13 protein-coding genes are annotated in these 16,503 nt (G+C 66.5%); 8 read left to right on the top strand and 5 right to left on the bottom strand.

The annotated features are described in order from the left end of the window. Positions 1-15: 15 nt before the first annotated feature. From AB7008_RS38115 to AB7008_RS38105, 3 genes are all read left to right on the top strand, one after another. The gene (locus tag AB7008_RS38115) at positions 16-2,445 is read left to right on the top strand and encodes a bifunctional diguanylate cyclase/phosphodiesterase (RefSeq protein WP_304491053.1); all 2,430 of its coding nucleotides are present in this window, start codon (positions 16-18) and stop codon (positions 2,443-2,445) included. A 230-nt stretch (positions 2,446-2,675) separates the two neighbouring features. Continuing rightward, positions 2,676-3,977: an MFS transporter gene (locus AB7008_RS38110; RefSeq protein ID WP_028156420.1), complete on the top strand. Its 1,302-nt coding sequence runs from the start codon at positions 2,676-2,678 to the stop codon at positions 3,975-3,977. Positions 3,978-4,078: 101 nt separating this feature from the next. Further along, positions 4,079-4,765 carry a hypothetical protein gene (locus tag AB7008_RS38105; protein ID WP_441260455.1) on the top strand — a complete coding sequence of 229 codons (687 nt, stop codon included), beginning with the start codon at positions 4,079-4,081 and terminating at the stop codon, positions 4,763-4,765. Positions 4,766-4,859: 94 nt separating this feature from the next. On the opposite strand, the gene AB7008_RS38100 is transcribed toward AB7008_RS38105, so the two are convergent. From AB7008_RS38100 to AB7008_RS38085, 4 genes are all read right to left on the bottom strand, one after another. Further along, positions 4,860-5,777, bottom strand: a complete 918-nt coding sequence (locus tag AB7008_RS38100; RefSeq protein ID WP_441260454.1) for an MBL fold metallo-hydrolase — start codon at positions 5,775-5,777, stop codon at positions 4,860-4,862. A gap of 92 nt (positions 5,778-5,869) precedes the next feature. Then, entirely contained in the window at positions 5,870-7,075 is a 1,206-nt protein-coding gene (locus AB7008_RS38095; RefSeq protein ID WP_441260453.1) for an NAD(P)/FAD-dependent oxidoreductase, read from the bottom strand. Between the two features lie 129 nt (positions 7,076-7,204). Continuing rightward, positions 7,205-7,495: a hypothetical protein gene (locus AB7008_RS38090; RefSeq protein WP_014493027.1), complete on the bottom strand. Its 291-nt coding sequence runs from the start codon at positions 7,493-7,495 to the stop codon at positions 7,205-7,207. A 313-nt stretch (positions 7,496-7,808) separates the two neighbouring features. Next, entirely contained in the window at positions 7,809-8,420 is a 612-nt protein-coding gene (locus AB7008_RS38085; RefSeq protein ID WP_028156424.1) for a TetR/AcrR family transcriptional regulator, read from the bottom strand. A gap of 131 nt (positions 8,421-8,551) precedes the next feature. Between AB7008_RS38085 and AB7008_RS38080 the strand changes: the two genes are divergently transcribed. The 5 genes from AB7008_RS38080 to AB7008_RS38060 all read left to right on the top strand — a co-directional run bounded on the left by AB7008_RS38080 (position 8,552) and on the right by AB7008_RS38060 (position 15,546). Next, complete coding sequence (locus AB7008_RS38080) at positions 8,552-9,781, top strand: cytochrome P450 (RefSeq protein WP_248879398.1); 1,230 nt, start codon at positions 8,552-8,554, stop codon at positions 9,779-9,781. A gap of 132 nt (positions 9,782-9,913) precedes the next feature. Continuing rightward, positions 9,914-13,588: an AsmA family protein gene (locus tag AB7008_RS38075; protein ID WP_304491050.1), complete on the top strand. Its 3,675-nt coding sequence runs from the start codon at positions 9,914-9,916 to the stop codon at positions 13,586-13,588. A gap of 196 nt (positions 13,589-13,784) precedes the next feature. Continuing rightward, positions 13,785-14,903, top strand: a complete 1,119-nt coding sequence (locus AB7008_RS38070) for a DUF2336 domain-containing protein (protein WP_028156427.1) — start codon at positions 13,785-13,787, stop codon at positions 14,901-14,903. Positions 14,904-14,923: 20 nt separating this feature from the next. Continuing rightward, a complete protein-coding gene (locus AB7008_RS38065) occupies positions 14,924-15,157 on the top strand; it encodes a hypothetical protein (RefSeq protein ID WP_441260452.1) in 234 nt (77 codons plus the stop codon). Positions 15,158-15,318: 161 nt separating this feature from the next. Then, positions 15,319-15,546, top strand: a complete 228-nt coding sequence (locus tag AB7008_RS38060) for a hypothetical protein (RefSeq protein WP_028156429.1) — start codon at positions 15,319-15,321, stop codon at positions 15,544-15,546. 133 nt (positions 15,547-15,679) lie between these two features. Here the strand turns inward: AB7008_RS38060 and AB7008_RS38055 are convergent, their stop codons facing one another. Continuing rightward, positions 15,680-16,417: a 3-oxoacyl-ACP reductase family protein gene (locus AB7008_RS38055; RefSeq protein WP_441260451.1), complete on the bottom strand. Its 738-nt coding sequence runs from the start codon at positions 16,415-16,417 to the stop codon at positions 15,680-15,682. Positions 16,418-16,503 lie beyond the last annotated feature (86 nt).

The raw sequence follows: 16,503 nt of genomic DNA, 5'->3' as shown, positions 1-16,503 counted from the left end.
ACTTGCGGGATCAAGATGGGCGGTCGGGGTCAGAACGATCAGGATCGGGAACGTAGGACCGGATGGTGGCGCGCGGCGCCGCTGCTCGGACTCTATCGCCCTGCGCTCGTCGCAGTCGGCGTCGGTCTTCTGTTCTCGCTCGTCGGCGCCGCCGCCGTGGCGCGATGGGAAGACCGCGTCAACAGGATCGAGTTCGAGAACGCCGCCGAAACCGAAGCCATCGTCATGCAGAACGGCATGAGCGAGTACATCTCCAGGCTCGTCGCGCTGCGTACGCTGTTCGAATCGACCAACGAGGAGATCACCCGCAGCGAATTCGAGACCTTCAGCTCTCGGCTGTTCGAACGTCATCCCGGCATGCTGCGCATCTCCTGGTTGCCGCGCGTCAACCGCAAGGAGCGCGCCGAATACGAGGCCGCCGCGGCCACGGACGGCGTGTCCGGCTATCGCATCAAGTCGCTCCAGGGCGAGACCTTCGTGACCGCGCCGCAGGCCGATGAATATTTTCCGGTGTTCTACTCGACCCAGCCGAAGACGTCGTCGGTCTACGGTATGGATTACGCGACCGTTCCAGAGCGCCGCGCGGCCCTCGAGCGCGCGCGCGACAACGACCGCGTCGCCGCCATTCGCACGCGGCTCTACGACCCGAAGGAGGGCGGCCGACAGCCCGACGTGCTCGTTGCCATTCCCGTCTACGCCAAGGGAACCTCGCGCGAGGCGGTGGCGGACCGGCGCCGCAATCTGGCGGGCTTCGTCGTCGGCGTCTTCGATCTGCCGCTGCTGATCCAGTCCATTCGCGTGACCACGGGAGCAAGCCCCGCGGTCAGTGTGAACGTCTATCCGCCCTTCACGGGACAGATCGTCAGCCTGGAACAAACCCTGCCGGACTATTCGTCGGCCGCCACGTCGCCGCAGTCGATGCGGGACGTCGCCCGGGCGCTGCACTGGTCGGGCAGCCTCAAGATCGGCGATACCGACTGGCAGGTGCGCGCCATGCCGACGGCCGGCGGTTCGCTGGAGACGGCCTACGACCGCGCGGTTGCGGTCATCGTCGTCGGCATGCTGCTGACGCTGTCGCTCGCGACCTATCTCATGCTCGCAAGCCGCAGCTCGCGGCGGCTGTCGCTGGCGAACCGGCGGGTGCTGGAGCTCGCCCAGACCGACATCCTGACCGGGCTGCCGAACCGCGCTTTCTTCCTGACCCGGCTCGACCTGATGAACAGCCAGTTGAGCGTGCGGGGCCTGCCGTTCGCGATCCTGATGCTCGATCTCGACCGCTTCAAGAACGTCAACGACTCGCTCGGCCACGGTGCGGGCGATGCGCTGCTGCGCCAGGTGGCGCTGCGGCTGAGATCTGCGCTGCGCGCCACCGACGTGCTGGCGCGGCTCGGCGGCGACGAGTTCGCCATCATCCAGGAGGCTTGCGACGATCAGCGGACCTGCGCGACCGAGCTCGCCGCGCGGATCGCGAAGCTGGTCGCCGAACCGTTCCTGCTGCCCGGCCATCGCGTCGAGATCGGCACCAGCATCGGCATCGCGATCGCACCGGACCACGGCAGCGACCAGGAGCAGTTGCTGAAGAAGGCGGACCTCGCGCTCTACCGCTCGAAATCGGCCGGTCGCAACTGCTTCACCATCTACGATGAGGCGATGTCGGCCGAGCTCGAGGCCCGCAATACGCTGGAAGGCGATTTGCGCGATGCCATCGCGCAGTGCCAGCTCGAGGTGCACTATCAGCCCTTTGTCGACGTCGCCGGCGGTGGCCGTCGCGGCTTCGAGGCATTGGTGCGCTGGCGGCATCCGAGCCGCGGCCTGATCCCGCCGGACCAGTTCATCGCACTTGCCGAGGAGACCGGGCTGATCGTGCCGCTCGGCGAATTCGTGCTGCGGCGCGCCTGTGCGGACGCCGCGGCCTGGCCATGCGATCTCATGGTCGCGGTGAACCTGTCGCCGATCCAGTTCAAGGAAGCCGAGCTGTTCGAGACGATCTGCGCGGCGCTCGCGGATTCCGGCCTGGCGCCGCAGCGGCTGGAGATCGAGATCACCGAATCCGTGCTGCTGGAACGCGGCGTCGAGAACCTAGCCTTCATGGAGCGGCTGAAGCACATCGGCATCGAGCTGGCGCTCGACGATTTCGGCACCGGCTATTCCTCGCTGAGCTATCTGACCACGTTCCCGTTCGACAAGATCAAGATCGACAAGTCCTTCATCCGCAACCTCACGCATCAGCCGCGCAGCTCCGCGATCATCGCCTCGATCGTGACGCTCGCGCGCGGCCTCGATATGTCGGTCACCGCCGAAGGCGTCGAGACAGCTGAGGAGTTCGAGCGGCTGACGGTGCTCGGCGTCAATTTCGCGCAAGGTTATCTGTTCGGACGCCCGCAGCCGGTCGACCAGATCGCATTCGACGAGACCGCTCAACCTTCGCAGCGCGACGCGGCCTGAGCGCGCGCCCGGCAACATTTGAACATATACGAGAGGTCGTCATGCCCGGGCTTGTCCCGGGCATCCACGTTCTTTGTTCCGCGTAGCGAAGACGTGGATGGCCGGGACAAGCCCGGCCATGACGATGTGGCAGCTTCTGCGCCCCGGCCAGAAATACATTCGAGAAAATCGCTTGACCCGGGCGGCCCCGGATGGTCGGTAGCACCATCTAGGGATGAAATAAGCACATCATGCGTCTTCCGTTCTTCTACGGCTGGGTCGTGGTCGCGGTGACCTTCGTGACCATGGCGATCGGCGTCAACGCGCGCACCGCGTTTTCGCTGTTCTTTCCTCCCATCATCTCCGAATTCGGCTGGGAGCGCGGCGTCACTGCCGGTGCGTTCTCCTTCGGCTTCGTCGTGTCGGGCATCGTCAGCCCGCTGATCGGCCGCCTGATGGATCGCGCCGGCCCGCGCGCGGTGATGGAGCTCGGTGTCGTGCTGATGGGGGGCGGACTGCTGCTCGCGCCACTCACCAGCGCGCCCTGGCATCTCTACGTGACCATCGGCGTCATGGTCGGCGCCGGCTCGGTGTGTCTCGGCTATTCCGGCCAATCGCTGTTCCTGCCGAACTGGTTCATCCGCAAGCGCGGCTTCGCCATCGGCATTGCCTTTGCCGGCGTCGGCATCGGCTCGGTGACGCTGCTGCCATGGGTGCAGCACATGATCGAGCAGACCGGCTGGCGCACCGCCTGTACCGCGATGGGGCTGCTCATCCTCGTCGTGCTGGCGCCGATCAATCTGTTCCTGCACAAGCGGCCCGAAGACATCGGCCTTCAGCCGGACGGCGATGCCACGCCGGCGGCGGGCGCGGCGACACCGGTCTCCAACATCGTCGATCCCGTCTGGGTCGGCACCGACTGGACGCTCAAGCGGGCGGTTGCGACCGCGCGCTTCTGGTGGATCGCGCTCGGCTATTTCAGCGGCCTGTACATCTGGTACGCGGTGCAGGTGCACCAGACCAAATTCCTGCTCGACATCGGCTTCAGCCCTGGTGTCGCGGTGTGGGCGCTCGGCATCGTCAGCCTGCTTGGCATTCCCGGCCAGATCCTGCTCGGCCACGTCTCCGACCGGATCGGGCGGGAATGGGTGTGGGCGATCAGCTGCGCAGGCTTTGCGATCTGCTTTGCGGCGCTGATGGCGCTGAAATTCCAGCCGTCGCTGTGGCTGGTCTATGTCATGGTGTTCGCGCAAGGCGCGCTCGGCTACGGCCTCACCTCGATCATGGGCGCGGTGGTGTTCGAGATCTTCCAGGGCAGGCACCAGGGCAGCATTTTTGGAACGATCATGCTGGCGGCCCTGGCCGGCGGCGCGGCCGGTCCCTGGCTCACGGGTTTCCTCTATGATCGCACCGGCGACTACACGCTCGCCTTCGCCATCGCCATGGTCGTGAGCGGATTGTCGGCGCTCTCGGTCTGGCAGGCCGCTCCCCGCAAGGTGCGGGCGGTGGCCGGCCGGCTGCATAAGCTCAAGCCCACAAGCGCGGCGGAATAGGTTCCCAGCCCCGGCTGATAATCGGCCGATCGGATTTTTGTTTCTGGATATTTCAAGTTGCCGATTGGAAATATCGAGCAACCGGAGCGGCGCCCTGCCAAATGCTCCGCGCCAGCTCCCGTTCCTACCACCGCGCAACCGGGCAGATCCAACTGCCAGGGCGAACTCAGGACTGGATGGGACTCGGGGCAACGTCCACCTCGGGTCCGCCAAAAGCACGGAAAGCCACCATGACCTCGATTTCTGCGCTCTCCTCCCATCACCACCGCTCATCACCGTTGCAACTGCTGCAAGACGAACTGCAAACGGAAGTCGGGTCCGGCGCGATCGATGCGTCGGATCAGTCGGCGCTGTCGGCCGCGCTCAGCAGCATCGGCTCCGCGTTGCAGTCAACCGGCGCAAGCGATCAATCCGGCGGCGGGACATCTTCGCCCGACGCCTTCGAGTCGAAGATCAATGGCCTCATCCAGCAGCAAGTGTCGGCCGGCAAGCTGACGGACGAGCAGGCCACCGAGTTGCAAGGAATTTTCAAGGCGGCGCTCTCGCATGGACCGCACGGAGCGGGCGGACCGCCGCCGGACGGGCCACCGCCATCCGGCGAGCCTTCCTCGGTCGACGGCACGGACGACTCGTCAAGCGGCAATTCGACGGCGGAGCTGCTGCAACAGTTTCTCCAGCAGCTGAAAAGCTCGCTTGCGGACTCGACCTATAGCGCGACGAAAGCAGGCGATACGACCAACGCGAACGATCCGTCGTTGTCCGGCGTCCTGATCAACGATCGGATCTGATATCGGCGGCGCGCCGCGCTGACTCGCTTCGCCGCATCGAGACCAGGGCCCGCCATGAATGCGCGCCCTGGTCTCACGTTGGCTTAGCGCGCGATCAGTAATCCCAGAACACCGGCACCCAGCGAAATGCGTCGCCGGCGACCGCCACATGGCCGACGGACGGGAACGGCATGTGAGTCGCCACCAGCATCTCGCCGCTCGCGGCAATCTCTCGCAACAGACCGACGCGAACGCGCGCCGCCTCTTCGGGGTCGTGTTCGAAACCGTTGTGCCAGTCGGGTTGATCGAACCCGACAGCAAACACGGCGTCGCCCGCGAACGTCAACCCGTCGCCGCCGGATGCCACGCGAACCACGCTGTGTCCGGGGGTGTGACCGCCGGTGCGACGAACGACGACGCCCGGCGCAACCTCGTGCTGCTCATCGAACTGCCGCAACTGACTGCCGTACTCCTTGACGAACCGCTTGGCGGTCGCCCGAAGCGCGTCCGGGAAGCCCGGCGGCATGGCGGTGTGGGAGAAATCGGGCGCCTCCCAGAATTTGACCTCGGCGGCCGCCACGTGGATCCGCAGGTCTTTGCGCAGCCTCTCCTTCACCCCGTCGACGAGCAGTCCGCCAATGTGGTCCATGTGCAAGTGAGTCAGCACCAGATCGGTCACGGACGAAAGGTCGATGCCGGCGGCCTCCAGTCGCTTGATCAACTGGCCGGCGCGCGGCAAGTGCAGATCCGGGTCGGACCCCAGGCCAGCGTCGATCAGGATGGTCTTGTCGCCGCTGCGGACCACGACCGCATTCAGCGCCCAGTCGAAAGCGTCCTGCGGCAGGAACATGTCGTGCAGCCAGGTCGCACGGACGGCCGGGTCGGCATTGTGCGCCAGCATCGTGGTTGGCAGCGGCAGCACGCCGTCGCTGACCACCAGAACGTCGATCTCGCCGATCTTCAGCGCATAGCGCGACGGAACGAGCTCTTCCGGCTTCGATGTCGCGGGGTATGAGGTGTTGTGCAGGTTCATGTTGGTCTCCTGTTTCAAGGTAGGGCTCCCGGCTGGTCTTGGGTGAGCAGGCCGCGTAGCCAGGGAGGTGCGGCCGTCATCGGTTCGCGCCTCTAGAGGCTCGTCACACGTTCCGGATCGGCCGAGGCGAGCGCTGCGGCACGCTCAGCGCGGGGCGGGTAGATCCAGACCGTGTTGATCTCCTGCTTGGTCTTCTTGGCGACGTCGCCGACCATCTCGACCTTGCGCTCCCAGCCGCGCGTGAACAGCGCGCCGGCTTCGCCGAGATCAAGGCAGGTGACGTAGGCCTTCTGGTGATACGGCCTGGTCGGGACGCGCAGGAGTTCGGCGGCGGCATTGTTGCCGGCGAAGGCGCCCATCCGTGTGGCGTGCTGGCACGACATCAGCGCGTAATTGCCCTCGTCGTCGCATGCGGCCCGCGCGGCATCGCCGGTGGCGAAGACGCCGGCGACGCCGGGCACGCGCAGATCGCGGTCCACCAGCAGCCGGCCGAAATTGTCGCGCTCGGCGGGAATCTGCGCCGTCAGGGGCGCGGCGCGAATACCGGCTGCCCAGATCACCGTCTCGGTTTCGATGTGTTCGCCGGTCGACAGCGTCACGCCGGACTTGTCGAGCGAGGCAACGCCGGTGCCGAGCCTTGTCTCCACGCCGAGCTTGCGCAGCGCTTGCTCGATGACCGGGCGGGAGCCTTCGCCCATGTCGGGAGCGATCGCGCCGTTACGCTCGACGATGATCACGCGTGTTCTGGCGTTTTGGCCGAAGATGGCGCGCAGGCGCGCGGGCAGCTCGGTCGCCGCCTCGATGCCGGTGAAGCCGCCGCCGGCGACCACGACCGTGTCGCGTCCATTGACGGCCGGCTGGTCGGCGAGGCGATGCAGATGCCTGTCGAGGGCAACCGCGTCGTCGAGCGAGTCGACGCTGAAGCCGTGCTCGGCAAGGCCGGGAATGTTGGGTCGGAAGAGGCGGCTGCCGGTGGCGATCACCAGGCGGTCGTAGGACAGGGTCTTGCGGGTGCCATTGGGAGTCGAGATCTGGACCGTCAGCGCCTCGGTGTTGACGGTCTCGGCGCTCCCCTGGATGTAGTCGACGTCGATCGCCTTGAGGACATCGAGCAGCGGCGCAGTCAGGGTTTCCGGCTTCGGCTCATAGAGCCGAGGGCGGACCACCAGCGTCGGCTCCGGTGCGATGAGCGCGATCTCGAGCTCTTCCGGCGAAACGCCCTGAATGTCGCGCAGGCGGGCGGCGGAGAGGGCGGCGTACATGCCGGCGAAGCCGGCGCCAATGATGAGCAGTCGCATGTGGTTCACTCCTTGATTTGGTTCTGGGTTTGGTGGTTCGGAACGCGCGTCATCGCCGCCGCTCGATGCGAGCAGAGCCTGTTGCGAGCGATGATGACGCGAAGAGGTGAGACGGAGACCGCCGGGCCCTTACGGCGCGGTGCAGTTCGGCAGCGAGGACAGCAGCGCAGGGCCTTCACATCCTGCGCGGCAGCTTCGCGGGCCCGATGGCCAGCCGCGCAGGGCGGCCGGTAGTGCCGGCTTGTTGGTCCAGCCCCGATCGATCAGGATCGACGTCGAGACCTTGGCGTTCTGCGCGGCTTGTGGCGGTGCCTCTTCGGCCGTCGGCGAGGTGAAACGCACCGTCAGCGAGAGCCCGTATATGAGCGCCGTCGAGACGGCCTTCCGTCGTGGCGCGATTGCAAGCCGTTTCCTGTCCATCGTTTGTCTCCGTCCCCATGATGTGACGTTGCGATGTTTAGCCAACCGGATCGTCGACTGCGCCAGAGCGATTGCCGTCCCTGTCGAGAGATTGCTGCTAACGGACGCGCCTGCGCCAATCGCTCGGTGCCTCGCCGGTTAGCGCCGCGGAGTCCCGGCGTATTTCCGGAAGCAGCCATGCCTTGCCCGATCCTGCCGCAAGCAGGCGTGCGTTTTCACAAACGCACGATTGGGGGGCGGACGACGAGTTGTCGGAGAAGCGAACGCCGGTCGGATCGCGGTCCGGTCGTGCGCGTGCTATCGGCGGTCCAGGCTAGTTCGACGACAATCCCGTCCTGCGCCTGAGATCCGTGATCGCACGCAGAAAACTGTCGGCCGGCGTTGTCTCCGGATCGATCAGGCGGTGCAGGCGAAAGCCGTCTTCCAGCGCCAGCACGACGGAGGCCATCCACGGCGGATTCAGCGTGTCGTTCCTGCCGTTGCTCTTCAACGTGGCCTCGACGATGTCCGCGACCAGCTTGCGCCGCGCGCGTAGCCGCTTGGCAAGCTCCGGGCGGCGCTTCTCGGCGCGCGCGACGAACAGGATCATCTCCATGTGCAGGAGGGGCGAGCGGCCGAGCGGGTCTTGCCGGCTGCGATCCATCGTCTTCAACGCCGCGATGAAATCGTCGAGATTGTCGTGCTGCGCGAGGATGTCGAGGTTGCGCCGGATCGACTGCTCGACATGATCCTCGAGCATGGCGATGATCAATTCGTCCTTGCTCTTGAAGTTGGAATAGAACGCGCCGCGGGTGAAGCCCGCGGCGGCCGCGATCGCCTCGATGCTGGCGCCGCCGATGCCGTCCGCCTCGAACACGCGCGCGGCCGCCTCGAACAGTTTGTCGCGCGTGTCGTCCCTGGTCGGCCTGGTTCTCACCCTTGACATCGGCGCAGGTTAGGGCAGAATGCAACTCGATACAACAATGTATCGAATTAATGATCTTGGGGATGGTTACGCCGAGCACGCAAGGGGGCTGCCGGCGTATTCGTGTCATGCGGCAACCGATTGAGGTCACCATGAACGAGCAAGTGCAACCCGCAGGCGGACCGCTGTTCAATCCGCTGTCGCCGGACTTCATCCGCGATCCCTATCCGCACTACGACCGGCTGCGCACGATCGAGCCGATCCATGTGACCCCGTTCGGCCAGTTCGTCACCAGCCGCCACGCCGATGTCAGCCTCGTGATGCGCGACAAGCGCTTCGGTAAGGATTTTGTCGAGCGCTCCAAGCGCCGCTATAGCCCTGCCATCATGGACGAGCCGGTGTTCCGCAGCATGAGCCACTGGATGCTGCAATCCGATCCGCCCGACCACACCCGCCTGCGCGGCCTCGTCGTGAAGGCCTTCACCGCCCGCCGCGTCGAGGACATGCGGCCGCGGATCCAGGCGATCGTCGACCAGGCCATCGATGCGGTGATCGAGCGCGGCCACATGGACCTGATCGAGGATTTCGCCTTCCGCCTGCCGGTCACCATCATCTGCGACATGCTCGGCATCCCCGAGGATCATCGCGAGACCTTCTACAACAGCTCGCGCGATGGCGGCCGGCTGCTCGACCCCGTGCCGCTCACGCCGGAGGAGATCGCGAAGGGCAATGCCGGCAACATGATGGCGCAGATGTATTTCCAGCAGCTGTTCGAGCTGCGCCGCCGCAATCCCGGCGACGACCTCATCACCCAGCTGGTGCAGGCCGAGGAAGACGGCAACAAGCTCACCAACGAGGAATTGACCGCCAACATCATCCTGCTGTTCGGCGCCGGCCACGAGACCACCGTCAATCTGATCGGAAACGGCCTGCTCGCGCTGCATCGCAATCCCGATCAGCTCGCGCTCCTGAAGGCGCGGCCCGAGTTGATGGTCAACGCGATCGAGGAATTCTTGCGCTACGATTCCTCGGTGCAGATGACCGGCCGCGTGGCGCTGGAGGATATCGCGGATCTCGGCGGCAAGAGCATCCCCAAGGGCGAGACCGTGCTCTGCCTGCTCGGCTCGGCCAACCGCGATCCGGCGGTCTACCCTGATCGTCCCGACCGGCTCGATGTCGTCAGGCCCAACGTCAAGCCGCTGTCGTTCGGCGGCGGCATCCATTTCTGCCTGGGCGCCCAATTGGCGCGCATCGAGGCCGAAATCGCCATCGCGACGCTGTTGCGGCGGCTGCCGGATCTGCGCATCGACGACGTCGAGAACCCGGAATGGCGTCCGACCTTCGTGCTGCGCGGCCTGAAACGCCTGCCGGCGAGCTGGTGATGGCCGCCAGCGTTAACCTCCGCGCGCAACAGTCGCTGTGACTTCGCCACACTTCCCTTTATATAAGGGGCTGTTCCGGCGCGCCTGAGGCCCTCAGGTTCGGCCCGGGCCGGTTTGGCCGAGGGGAGACCCGTGCAGACGACGCTGCTCGGATTGGCGATTGCCTTCATCATTGCGCTGCTGACCGCGCTGATCGGGCCTTACTTCATCGACTGGAACCAGTTCAGGCCCCAGTTCGAGGCGGAGGCGGGCGCGATCATGGGCGTGCCGGTGCGGGTGGCGGGCGAGCTGGATGCGCGGCTGCTGCCGGCGCCGACGCTGCGGCTGCGCTCGGTCACCTTCGGCGGCAACAACGATCTCGGCCGCCTGCGCGCCGACAAGCTCGACGTCGAGTTCAGCCTGAGCTCGCTGATGCGCGGCGAATGGCGCGCCACCGAGCTGACCGTCAACGGCATGGCGGTGGATCTCGGCCTGGATGCCAAGGGCCGGGTCGATTTGCCGTCGACCGCGAGCGGCACCTTCAATCTGGCCTCGCTCGCGATCGAACGGCTGAACCTCACCGGCCGCATCGCCCTGCACGATGCCGCCAGCCGCTCGACGCTGGAATTGAACGACATCACCTTTTCCGGCGACGTGCGCTCGCTGGCCGGCTCGGTCCGCGGTGACGGCAGCTTCACCGCCGCCGGGGTGCGCTATCCGTTCCGCGTCTCCTCCGGCCCGAGCGCCGACGGCAGCGCCACCCGTCTCCACCTCAACATCGATCCCGGCGAGCGCGCGATCTTGGCCGACCTCGAAGGCGTGCTCGCCTTCGACAACCGCCTGCCGAAATTCGACGGCGCGCTGACGCTCGCCGTGCCTCCGGTCAAGAAGGCGGGCACCGCGGGGCCGACACCCTGGAAGCTCACGACAAAGCTCAAGGCCGATCCGGCCGGCGCCAAATTCGACCAGATCGACGCGAGCTTCGGCGCCGAGGACAATGCGCTCAAGTTTGGCGGTGTTGGCGATGTCAGGTTCGGCGCCTCGCCGCTGCTGCGCGCGGTGCTGTCGGCGCGCCAGGTCGATGCCGACAAGCTGGCGGGCAAGGACGATGCCGAGCCGCAGCGCGTCCTGCCGGCGCTGCGCGCGGGCCTTGCGGCGATCCCGCAGGCGCCGATGCCGGCGCAGATCGAGTTCAACTCCGACCAGATCATGCTGGGCGGGCGTCCGCTCCAGAACATCACGGCGGAGCTTCAGACCGACGGAAGGTCCTGGACCTTCCAGCGGCTCGAGCTGCGCGCACCCGGCATGACGCAGCTCTCGCTCAACGGTGCAACGCCCGGCGCCGACAGCTTCAGCGGCCGTCTCAGCGTCGAGTCGTCCGATCCCGATGCGCTGGTGGCCTGGCTCCAGGGCCGCAGCGAGATCAACCGCCGCAGCACGCGGCCGCTGCGCCTTGCCGGCGACGTGACCATCGCCGCCAACCATCTCGCCGTCGACAGGCTGAAGGCCGAGATCGAGGGCGGCGCGGTGGAGGGCCGCATCGCCTTCGTCCAGACCGGCGCGAGCAAGGGCTCACGGATCGACGCCGAGCTCAAGGCCGACCGTCTCGACCTCGATGCCGCTGCGAGCTTCGTGCGCGCGCTCGCGGGGCCGCAGGGCGAATGGCCGGAGGAAGCCAGGCTCGCGCTCGATGTCGGCCGCGCGATGTCGGCCGGACAGGAGCTGCGGCCGTTCACGGCGAAACTCGGCTACGGCCCGGCGGCGCTGTCGCTGGAGCAGTTGCGCTTCGGCCAGGCGAGCGGGGTGACCACCGAAGCGAGCGGCAGCTTCGACCGCGTTCATGCCACCGGCAAGCTCGCGCTGAAATCCTCGGCCAGTTCGCTGCGTGAGCTCACCGCGCTGCTCGAGCCGGTTGCGCCTTCGGTGCGCGCGCGGTTCGACGCCATCCCGTCATTGCCCGGCGCGACGCGGCTGAAGCTCGACCTCAGCCTCGACAAGAACGCCGACCATGCCGATCGCAACGACGCGCGCGCCGTGCTCGATCTCGATTCGCCGCAGCTCAAGGCCACCGCGACGCTGGCCGGGCAGACGCCGGTCGCGGCGGTCAACGGCATCGACATCGACCGCTTGCGTAACAGCGACTTCACGCTGGACTCGAAAATCTCGACGCCGAAGGCCGGCGCGTTGCTGGCGCTGCTCGGCCTCGATCGCGTCGCGGCCGCAGGCGAGGGCGCCTCGCAGTTCGAAGGCCGATTGAGCGGCGCCTGGCGCCGGCCGTTGCAGTTGAACGCAAAGCTCAGTGGCGGCGGGCTGGATGCGGATGCGCAAGGCAGCATCGAATTGTCGGACCCCGGTTCGTCCCAGCCGAAGGCCAGCGTGAATTTGCGCGTGCGCAATGCCAATCTGGCGCCGCTGTTCGGGACCAGCCCGGCGGACAAGTCAGTGCAGAGCGTCAACCTGTCCTCGCGCGTCGGCCTTTCCGGCAACCGCCTGACCTTCGACGATCTCGACAGCAGCGCGGCCGGCTCGCATCTGCGCGGGCATCTTGCGGTGACGCTGGATCAGGAGAAGAGCGTCGATGGCGAAATCGGCCTCGACACGCTCGATCTTGCGCCCGCGTTCGCAATGGCCATCGGGGCCGCCGGACGTGATGCCGGTGATCCCCTGGGTGCGGGGCTGCTCGGCGGCTGGCGCGGCCGCATCGCCTTCCAGGCCTTGCGCGGCACCTTGCCTGACGGCATCGAGCTGCGCCCCGTCGGCGGCACGATCCGGAGCGACGGCCAGTCGCTCGCGCTCGACGCGCTCAAGGGCGGTGTCGGCGGCGGTGAGATGTCGGCGAGCTTCGACGCGCGCAATGGCGCCAACGGCGTTGCGCTGAACGCGCGTATCGAGCTCCGCAATGTCGATGCGGCGGCGCTGCGCTACCGCGATCTCGCATTGCCCAAGGGACGCGCCTCGGTGCAGATGGCCCTGACCAGCCAGGGCCGCAGCGTTGCGGCATTGACCGGTGCGCTCGCCGGCAATGGCACGGTGACGCTCGAGGCCGCGGAAATCAGCGGCCTCAATCCGCGCGCCTTCGAGATCGCCATCCGCGCCAGCGACGGCGGCCAGGTTGCCGACGACAACAGGCTGCGGCAGCTCGTCGAGCCCGCGCTGTCGGCAGGTCCGATCGCGGTCGCCTCGGCGCAGATCCCGTTCACGATCCGCGACGGGCGCCTGCGCGTCGGCGCGACACCGCTGGAAGCAAAGAACGCGCGGGCCATCGTCTCCGGCGGCTACGACATCCCCGCCGACCAGGCCGACATCCGCGCCAGCCTGACGCCGATCATGACCGGGCTCTCCGGCGCGCCGCCGGAGATCCAGTTGTTCGCGGCAGGTCCCCCCGACAAGCTCAGCCGCACCGTCGATCTCGCGCCGCTGTCGTCCTGGCTCGCGGTGCGCACGATCGATCGCGAGACGCGCCGGCTGGACGCGATCGAGCGTGGCGAGCCGCCGCCGGCGACTGCGGCGCTGCCGACGCTGGTCTCGCCCGATCCGGTGCCCGAACCGTCGCTGACCGACGTGCCGTTGCCCGGCCGCGATCCGCGCCGCGCGCCGCCAAAGCCAAAGGCCGCACCGACGCCGAAGGCGCCGCAGGCCGCCCCCGCGGTGCCAAGTCCTTCAATCACGAGTCCTTCAATCGCAGGCCCGCCACTCACAAGCCCGCCGCTCGCGAGCCAGCAGATCGCGCCGCTGCCGCCGCCGATCGAGGTGAGGCCGGCGCCAGGCCCGCCGCCCGCGAGACCCAAGCCGAAGCCGCCGCTGGTGCTGACGCCGTCGAATCCGTGAGGGCAGCAGCTTCGGCAAGCGCGGGCCCTTGCCCGCCGGTAAACCCATTCCCGCGCATTTTAACGAATTTTGCCCGGCAAAACTGATCTGCCGGTTTTACCGGATTCTCGCGTTTGTTCCCTAGTCTCTGGTCCCAGAGGAATTCGGCGTCCCGCCAGCACGAGCGGGATGGCTAACCAAGAACTGGGGTATCGAGATGAACGGGGCAAAATCACTTCTGCAGGATCTGGACGACGCGATCGCGCGCGGCACCGACGAGAGCCGGGCGAAGGCGTTGTGGCATGCGACCGACATCCTGATCACCGGCCGCTACAGCGACGACGAGATCAGCATGTTCGGCGAGGTCATCGGGCGGCTCGCCGACGAGATCGAGGTCGCGGCGCGGGCGCAGCTCTCCGAGCTGATGTCGGCCTGCGACCATGCTCCGCTCAATGTCATCGAAAAGCTCGCCCTCGACGACGAGATCGACGTGGCCGGTCCGGTGCTGCGCGACTCCAGCCGCATCGACGAGAAGATGCTGGTCGCGAGCGCCATGACCAAGGGCCAGGCGCATCTGCTTGCGATCGCCCAGCGCAAGTCGATCGGCGAAGCCGTCACCGACGTGCTGGTCAAGCGCGGCGACCAGGAGGTTGTGACCTCCGTCGCCAAGAACGAGGGCGCGCGCTTCTCCGGCTCGGGCCTGCTGCACATGGTCCGGCGCGCCGAGGGTGACTCGATCCTCGCCGAGCAGCTCGGCCTGCGCAAGGACGTGCCGCGCCACATCTTCCAGCAGCTCATTTCCAAGGCGTCCGAAGACGTCCGCCGCCGCCTCGCGAGCGAGCGGCCCGAGATGATGTCGCAGATCCAGAGCTCGGTGACCGACGTCACCGGCGATCTCCAATCCAAGTTCGGTCCGTCCTCGCGCAGCTATTTCGTCGCCAAGCGCGTGGTGACGACGCAGTACCGCCAGGGTAACCTCAACCAGGACTCGATCTCGAACTATGCGCGCCAGCATCGTTTCGACGAGGTGCAGATCGGCCTGTCGCTGTTGTCGTCGCTTCCGGTCGACGTGATCGAGCGCGCGATGATGGACCGCAACCGCGAGATACTTCTGGTGCTGTGCAAGGCGCTCGACTTCTCGTGGGACACGACCATGTCGCTGCTGTTCCTCGGCGCCAAGGATCATCTGATCACGGCGCGCGAGCTTCATGACAGCGAGCGCGAGTTCGGCAAGCTCAAGATCGAGACGTCGCGCAGCGTTCTGAAGTTCTACCAGTCGCGCAAGACCGGCGCGGGTGCCGATACGGGCCGTCAGCCCGAGCTCCAGGTGCACTGAGCCAGAGGGGAGTATTTGCCATGTTGCCTCAATTCGGCACCGCAATTCGCAAGAACAAGAGCCCGCCCGTCGATGCCGGCGGTTCGGCGCCCGAGAAGGCTTCCGTCGACGCGGCCTGGCTCGTGCTGGAAGCCGCCAACGATCTCGGCGACCACGCCGCGATCGCGGCCTGTCGCCGCGTCATCGATGCCGAGCTCAACGGTACCGTCGCCGGCAGTTCGGACATCGATCTCGTGCTGGGGTATTTCCGGTAAGACGCCGTGGCCCGGATTACGCTTCGCTTCATCTGGGCCGCGCGGCTGAGTGTATCGGAAGGGATGGCTCTTGCAGCGCGCTATCTCGTGGAACAGTCGAAAGCATGCTATCATACCACCAGGGATAGCATTCGCTATTCCTGAATTCGGGAGAGATAGCCATGAAGACCTTCGCGTTCCTCGTCGTCGGGCTCGCTGTCGCAACCCTTTCAATGCCGACAGCCAACGCCCAATACAAATGCTCCTTCAGTGCCGGCACCATTTCCCCGGTCCCGTGTGCCAAGCGTTATGCCGTCAACTACGAAGCGTGCCGAAAATACGTCATCGAGCACGGCTCGACCGGGGCTGACGCCATGTGGTGGTGTACGAGCCAGGGCTATACCAAGTAGGCCACACCAAGCGAGTTGAGGCCGACCACCAGCAGGAGGCCGCCTTCGTGGGCGGCCTCCTGCAGCTGGACGTCGCCAGGTTCGCCGTCATCCCGGATCGGTCCGACCGGAATTCGCGTCCGGCGTGGGACGCCTAGGCGTTCGCTCCGCCGTCGACGGTCAATGTCGAGCCGGTGATGTATTTTGCCTTCGCGCTCGCCAGGAATGCCACGGCATTCGCGATGTCATCCGTCGCACCATACCGGCCCAGTGCCATGAACTGTTTCAGCGTCTCCGCGGTCGGGCCGCTTGCGGGGTTCATGTCGGTGTCGATCGATCCCGGCTGCACCAGGTTGACCGTGACGTCCCTGGGGCCGAGCTCCCGCGCCAGCGCCTTCGTGAACGCTGCAAGCGCCGACTTCGACGCCGCGTACACGCCGAGCGCCGGCGAGGGCACGCGGTCGGCGAAATAGCTGCCGATGGTGATGATGCGGCCGCCTTTACCGAGATGGGGCAGTGCGGCCTTGCTCGCGATCATTGGCGAGCGCACGTTGACGTCCAGCAGCGCATCGATGTCTTCCAGCGAGATGTCGTTGAGGCCGCCCAATCGAAGAATTCCGGCGTTGTTGACGAGAATATCGAGCCCGCCCAGCGCCGCGACGGTCTTGGCAACCGAGGCCTGAACGGCAGCGACATCGGCGCTGTCGGCCTGGATCGCCACGGCCTTGCGCCCGCCTGCCTTGATGGCGTCCACGATCTTCGCGGCGCTGTCTGCGGACTTCTCGTAAGTGATTGCAACATCGGCACCTTCCGCGGCCAGCGCTTTTGCAATGCCTGCACCGATACCCCTGCTTGCGCCCGTCACCAGGGCCCGTTTTCCTGCCAGATTCACTTGATCTCTCCAATTCTGTAACGATCGACACAGAATATGTGGAGTCTTGAACGGGCGCGTCAAGTGAATTATGTGTTGATCATTAC

The sequence above is a fragment of the Bradyrhizobium sp. 521_C7_N1_3 genome (genome assembly GCF_052075975.1).
GTDB classification, from domain to species: Bacteria; Pseudomonadota; Alphaproteobacteria; order Rhizobiales; family Xanthobacteraceae; genus Bradyrhizobium; species Bradyrhizobium japonicum.
This window is presented reverse-complemented; position numbering and strand designations above follow the sequence as displayed.

Excerpts from the sequence above, each read along its gene's own strand:
- AB7008_RS38115 (WP_304491053.1), top strand. The coding sequence starts at position 16 with ATGGGCGGTCGGGGTCAGAACGATCAGGATCGGGAACGTAGGACCGGA.
- AB7008_RS38110 (WP_028156420.1), top strand. The coding sequence starts at position 2,676 with ATGCGTCTTCCGTTCTTCTACGGCTGGGTCGTGGTCGCGGTGACCTTC.
- AB7008_RS38105 (WP_441260455.1), top strand. The coding sequence starts at position 4,079 with ATGCTCCGCGCCAGCTCCCGTTCCTACCACCGCGCAACCGGGCAGATC.
- AB7008_RS38100 (WP_441260454.1), bottom strand. The coding sequence starts at position 5,777 with ATGAACCTGCACAACACCTCATACCCCGCGACATCGAAGCCGGAAGAG.
- AB7008_RS38095 (WP_441260453.1), bottom strand. The coding sequence starts at position 7,075 with ATGCGACTGCTCATCATTGGCGCCGGCTTCGCCGGCATGTACGCCGCC.
- AB7008_RS38090 (WP_014493027.1), bottom strand. The coding sequence starts at position 7,495 with ATGGACAGGAAACGGCTTGCAATCGCGCCACGACGGAAGGCCGTCTCG.
- AB7008_RS38085 (WP_028156424.1), bottom strand. The coding sequence starts at position 8,420 with ATGTCAAGGGTGAGAACCAGGCCGACCAGGGACGACACGCGCGACAAA.
- AB7008_RS38080 (WP_248879398.1), top strand. The coding sequence starts at position 8,552 with ATGAACGAGCAAGTGCAACCCGCAGGCGGACCGCTGTTCAATCCGCTG.
- AB7008_RS38070 (WP_028156427.1), top strand. The coding sequence starts at position 13,785 with ATGAACGGGGCAAAATCACTTCTGCAGGATCTGGACGACGCGATCGCG.
- AB7008_RS38065 (WP_441260452.1), top strand. The coding sequence starts at position 14,924 with ATGTTGCCTCAATTCGGCACCGCAATTCGCAAGAACAAGAGCCCGCCC.
- AB7008_RS38060 (WP_028156429.1), top strand. The coding sequence starts at position 15,319 with ATGAAGACCTTCGCGTTCCTCGTCGTCGGGCTCGCTGTCGCAACCCTT.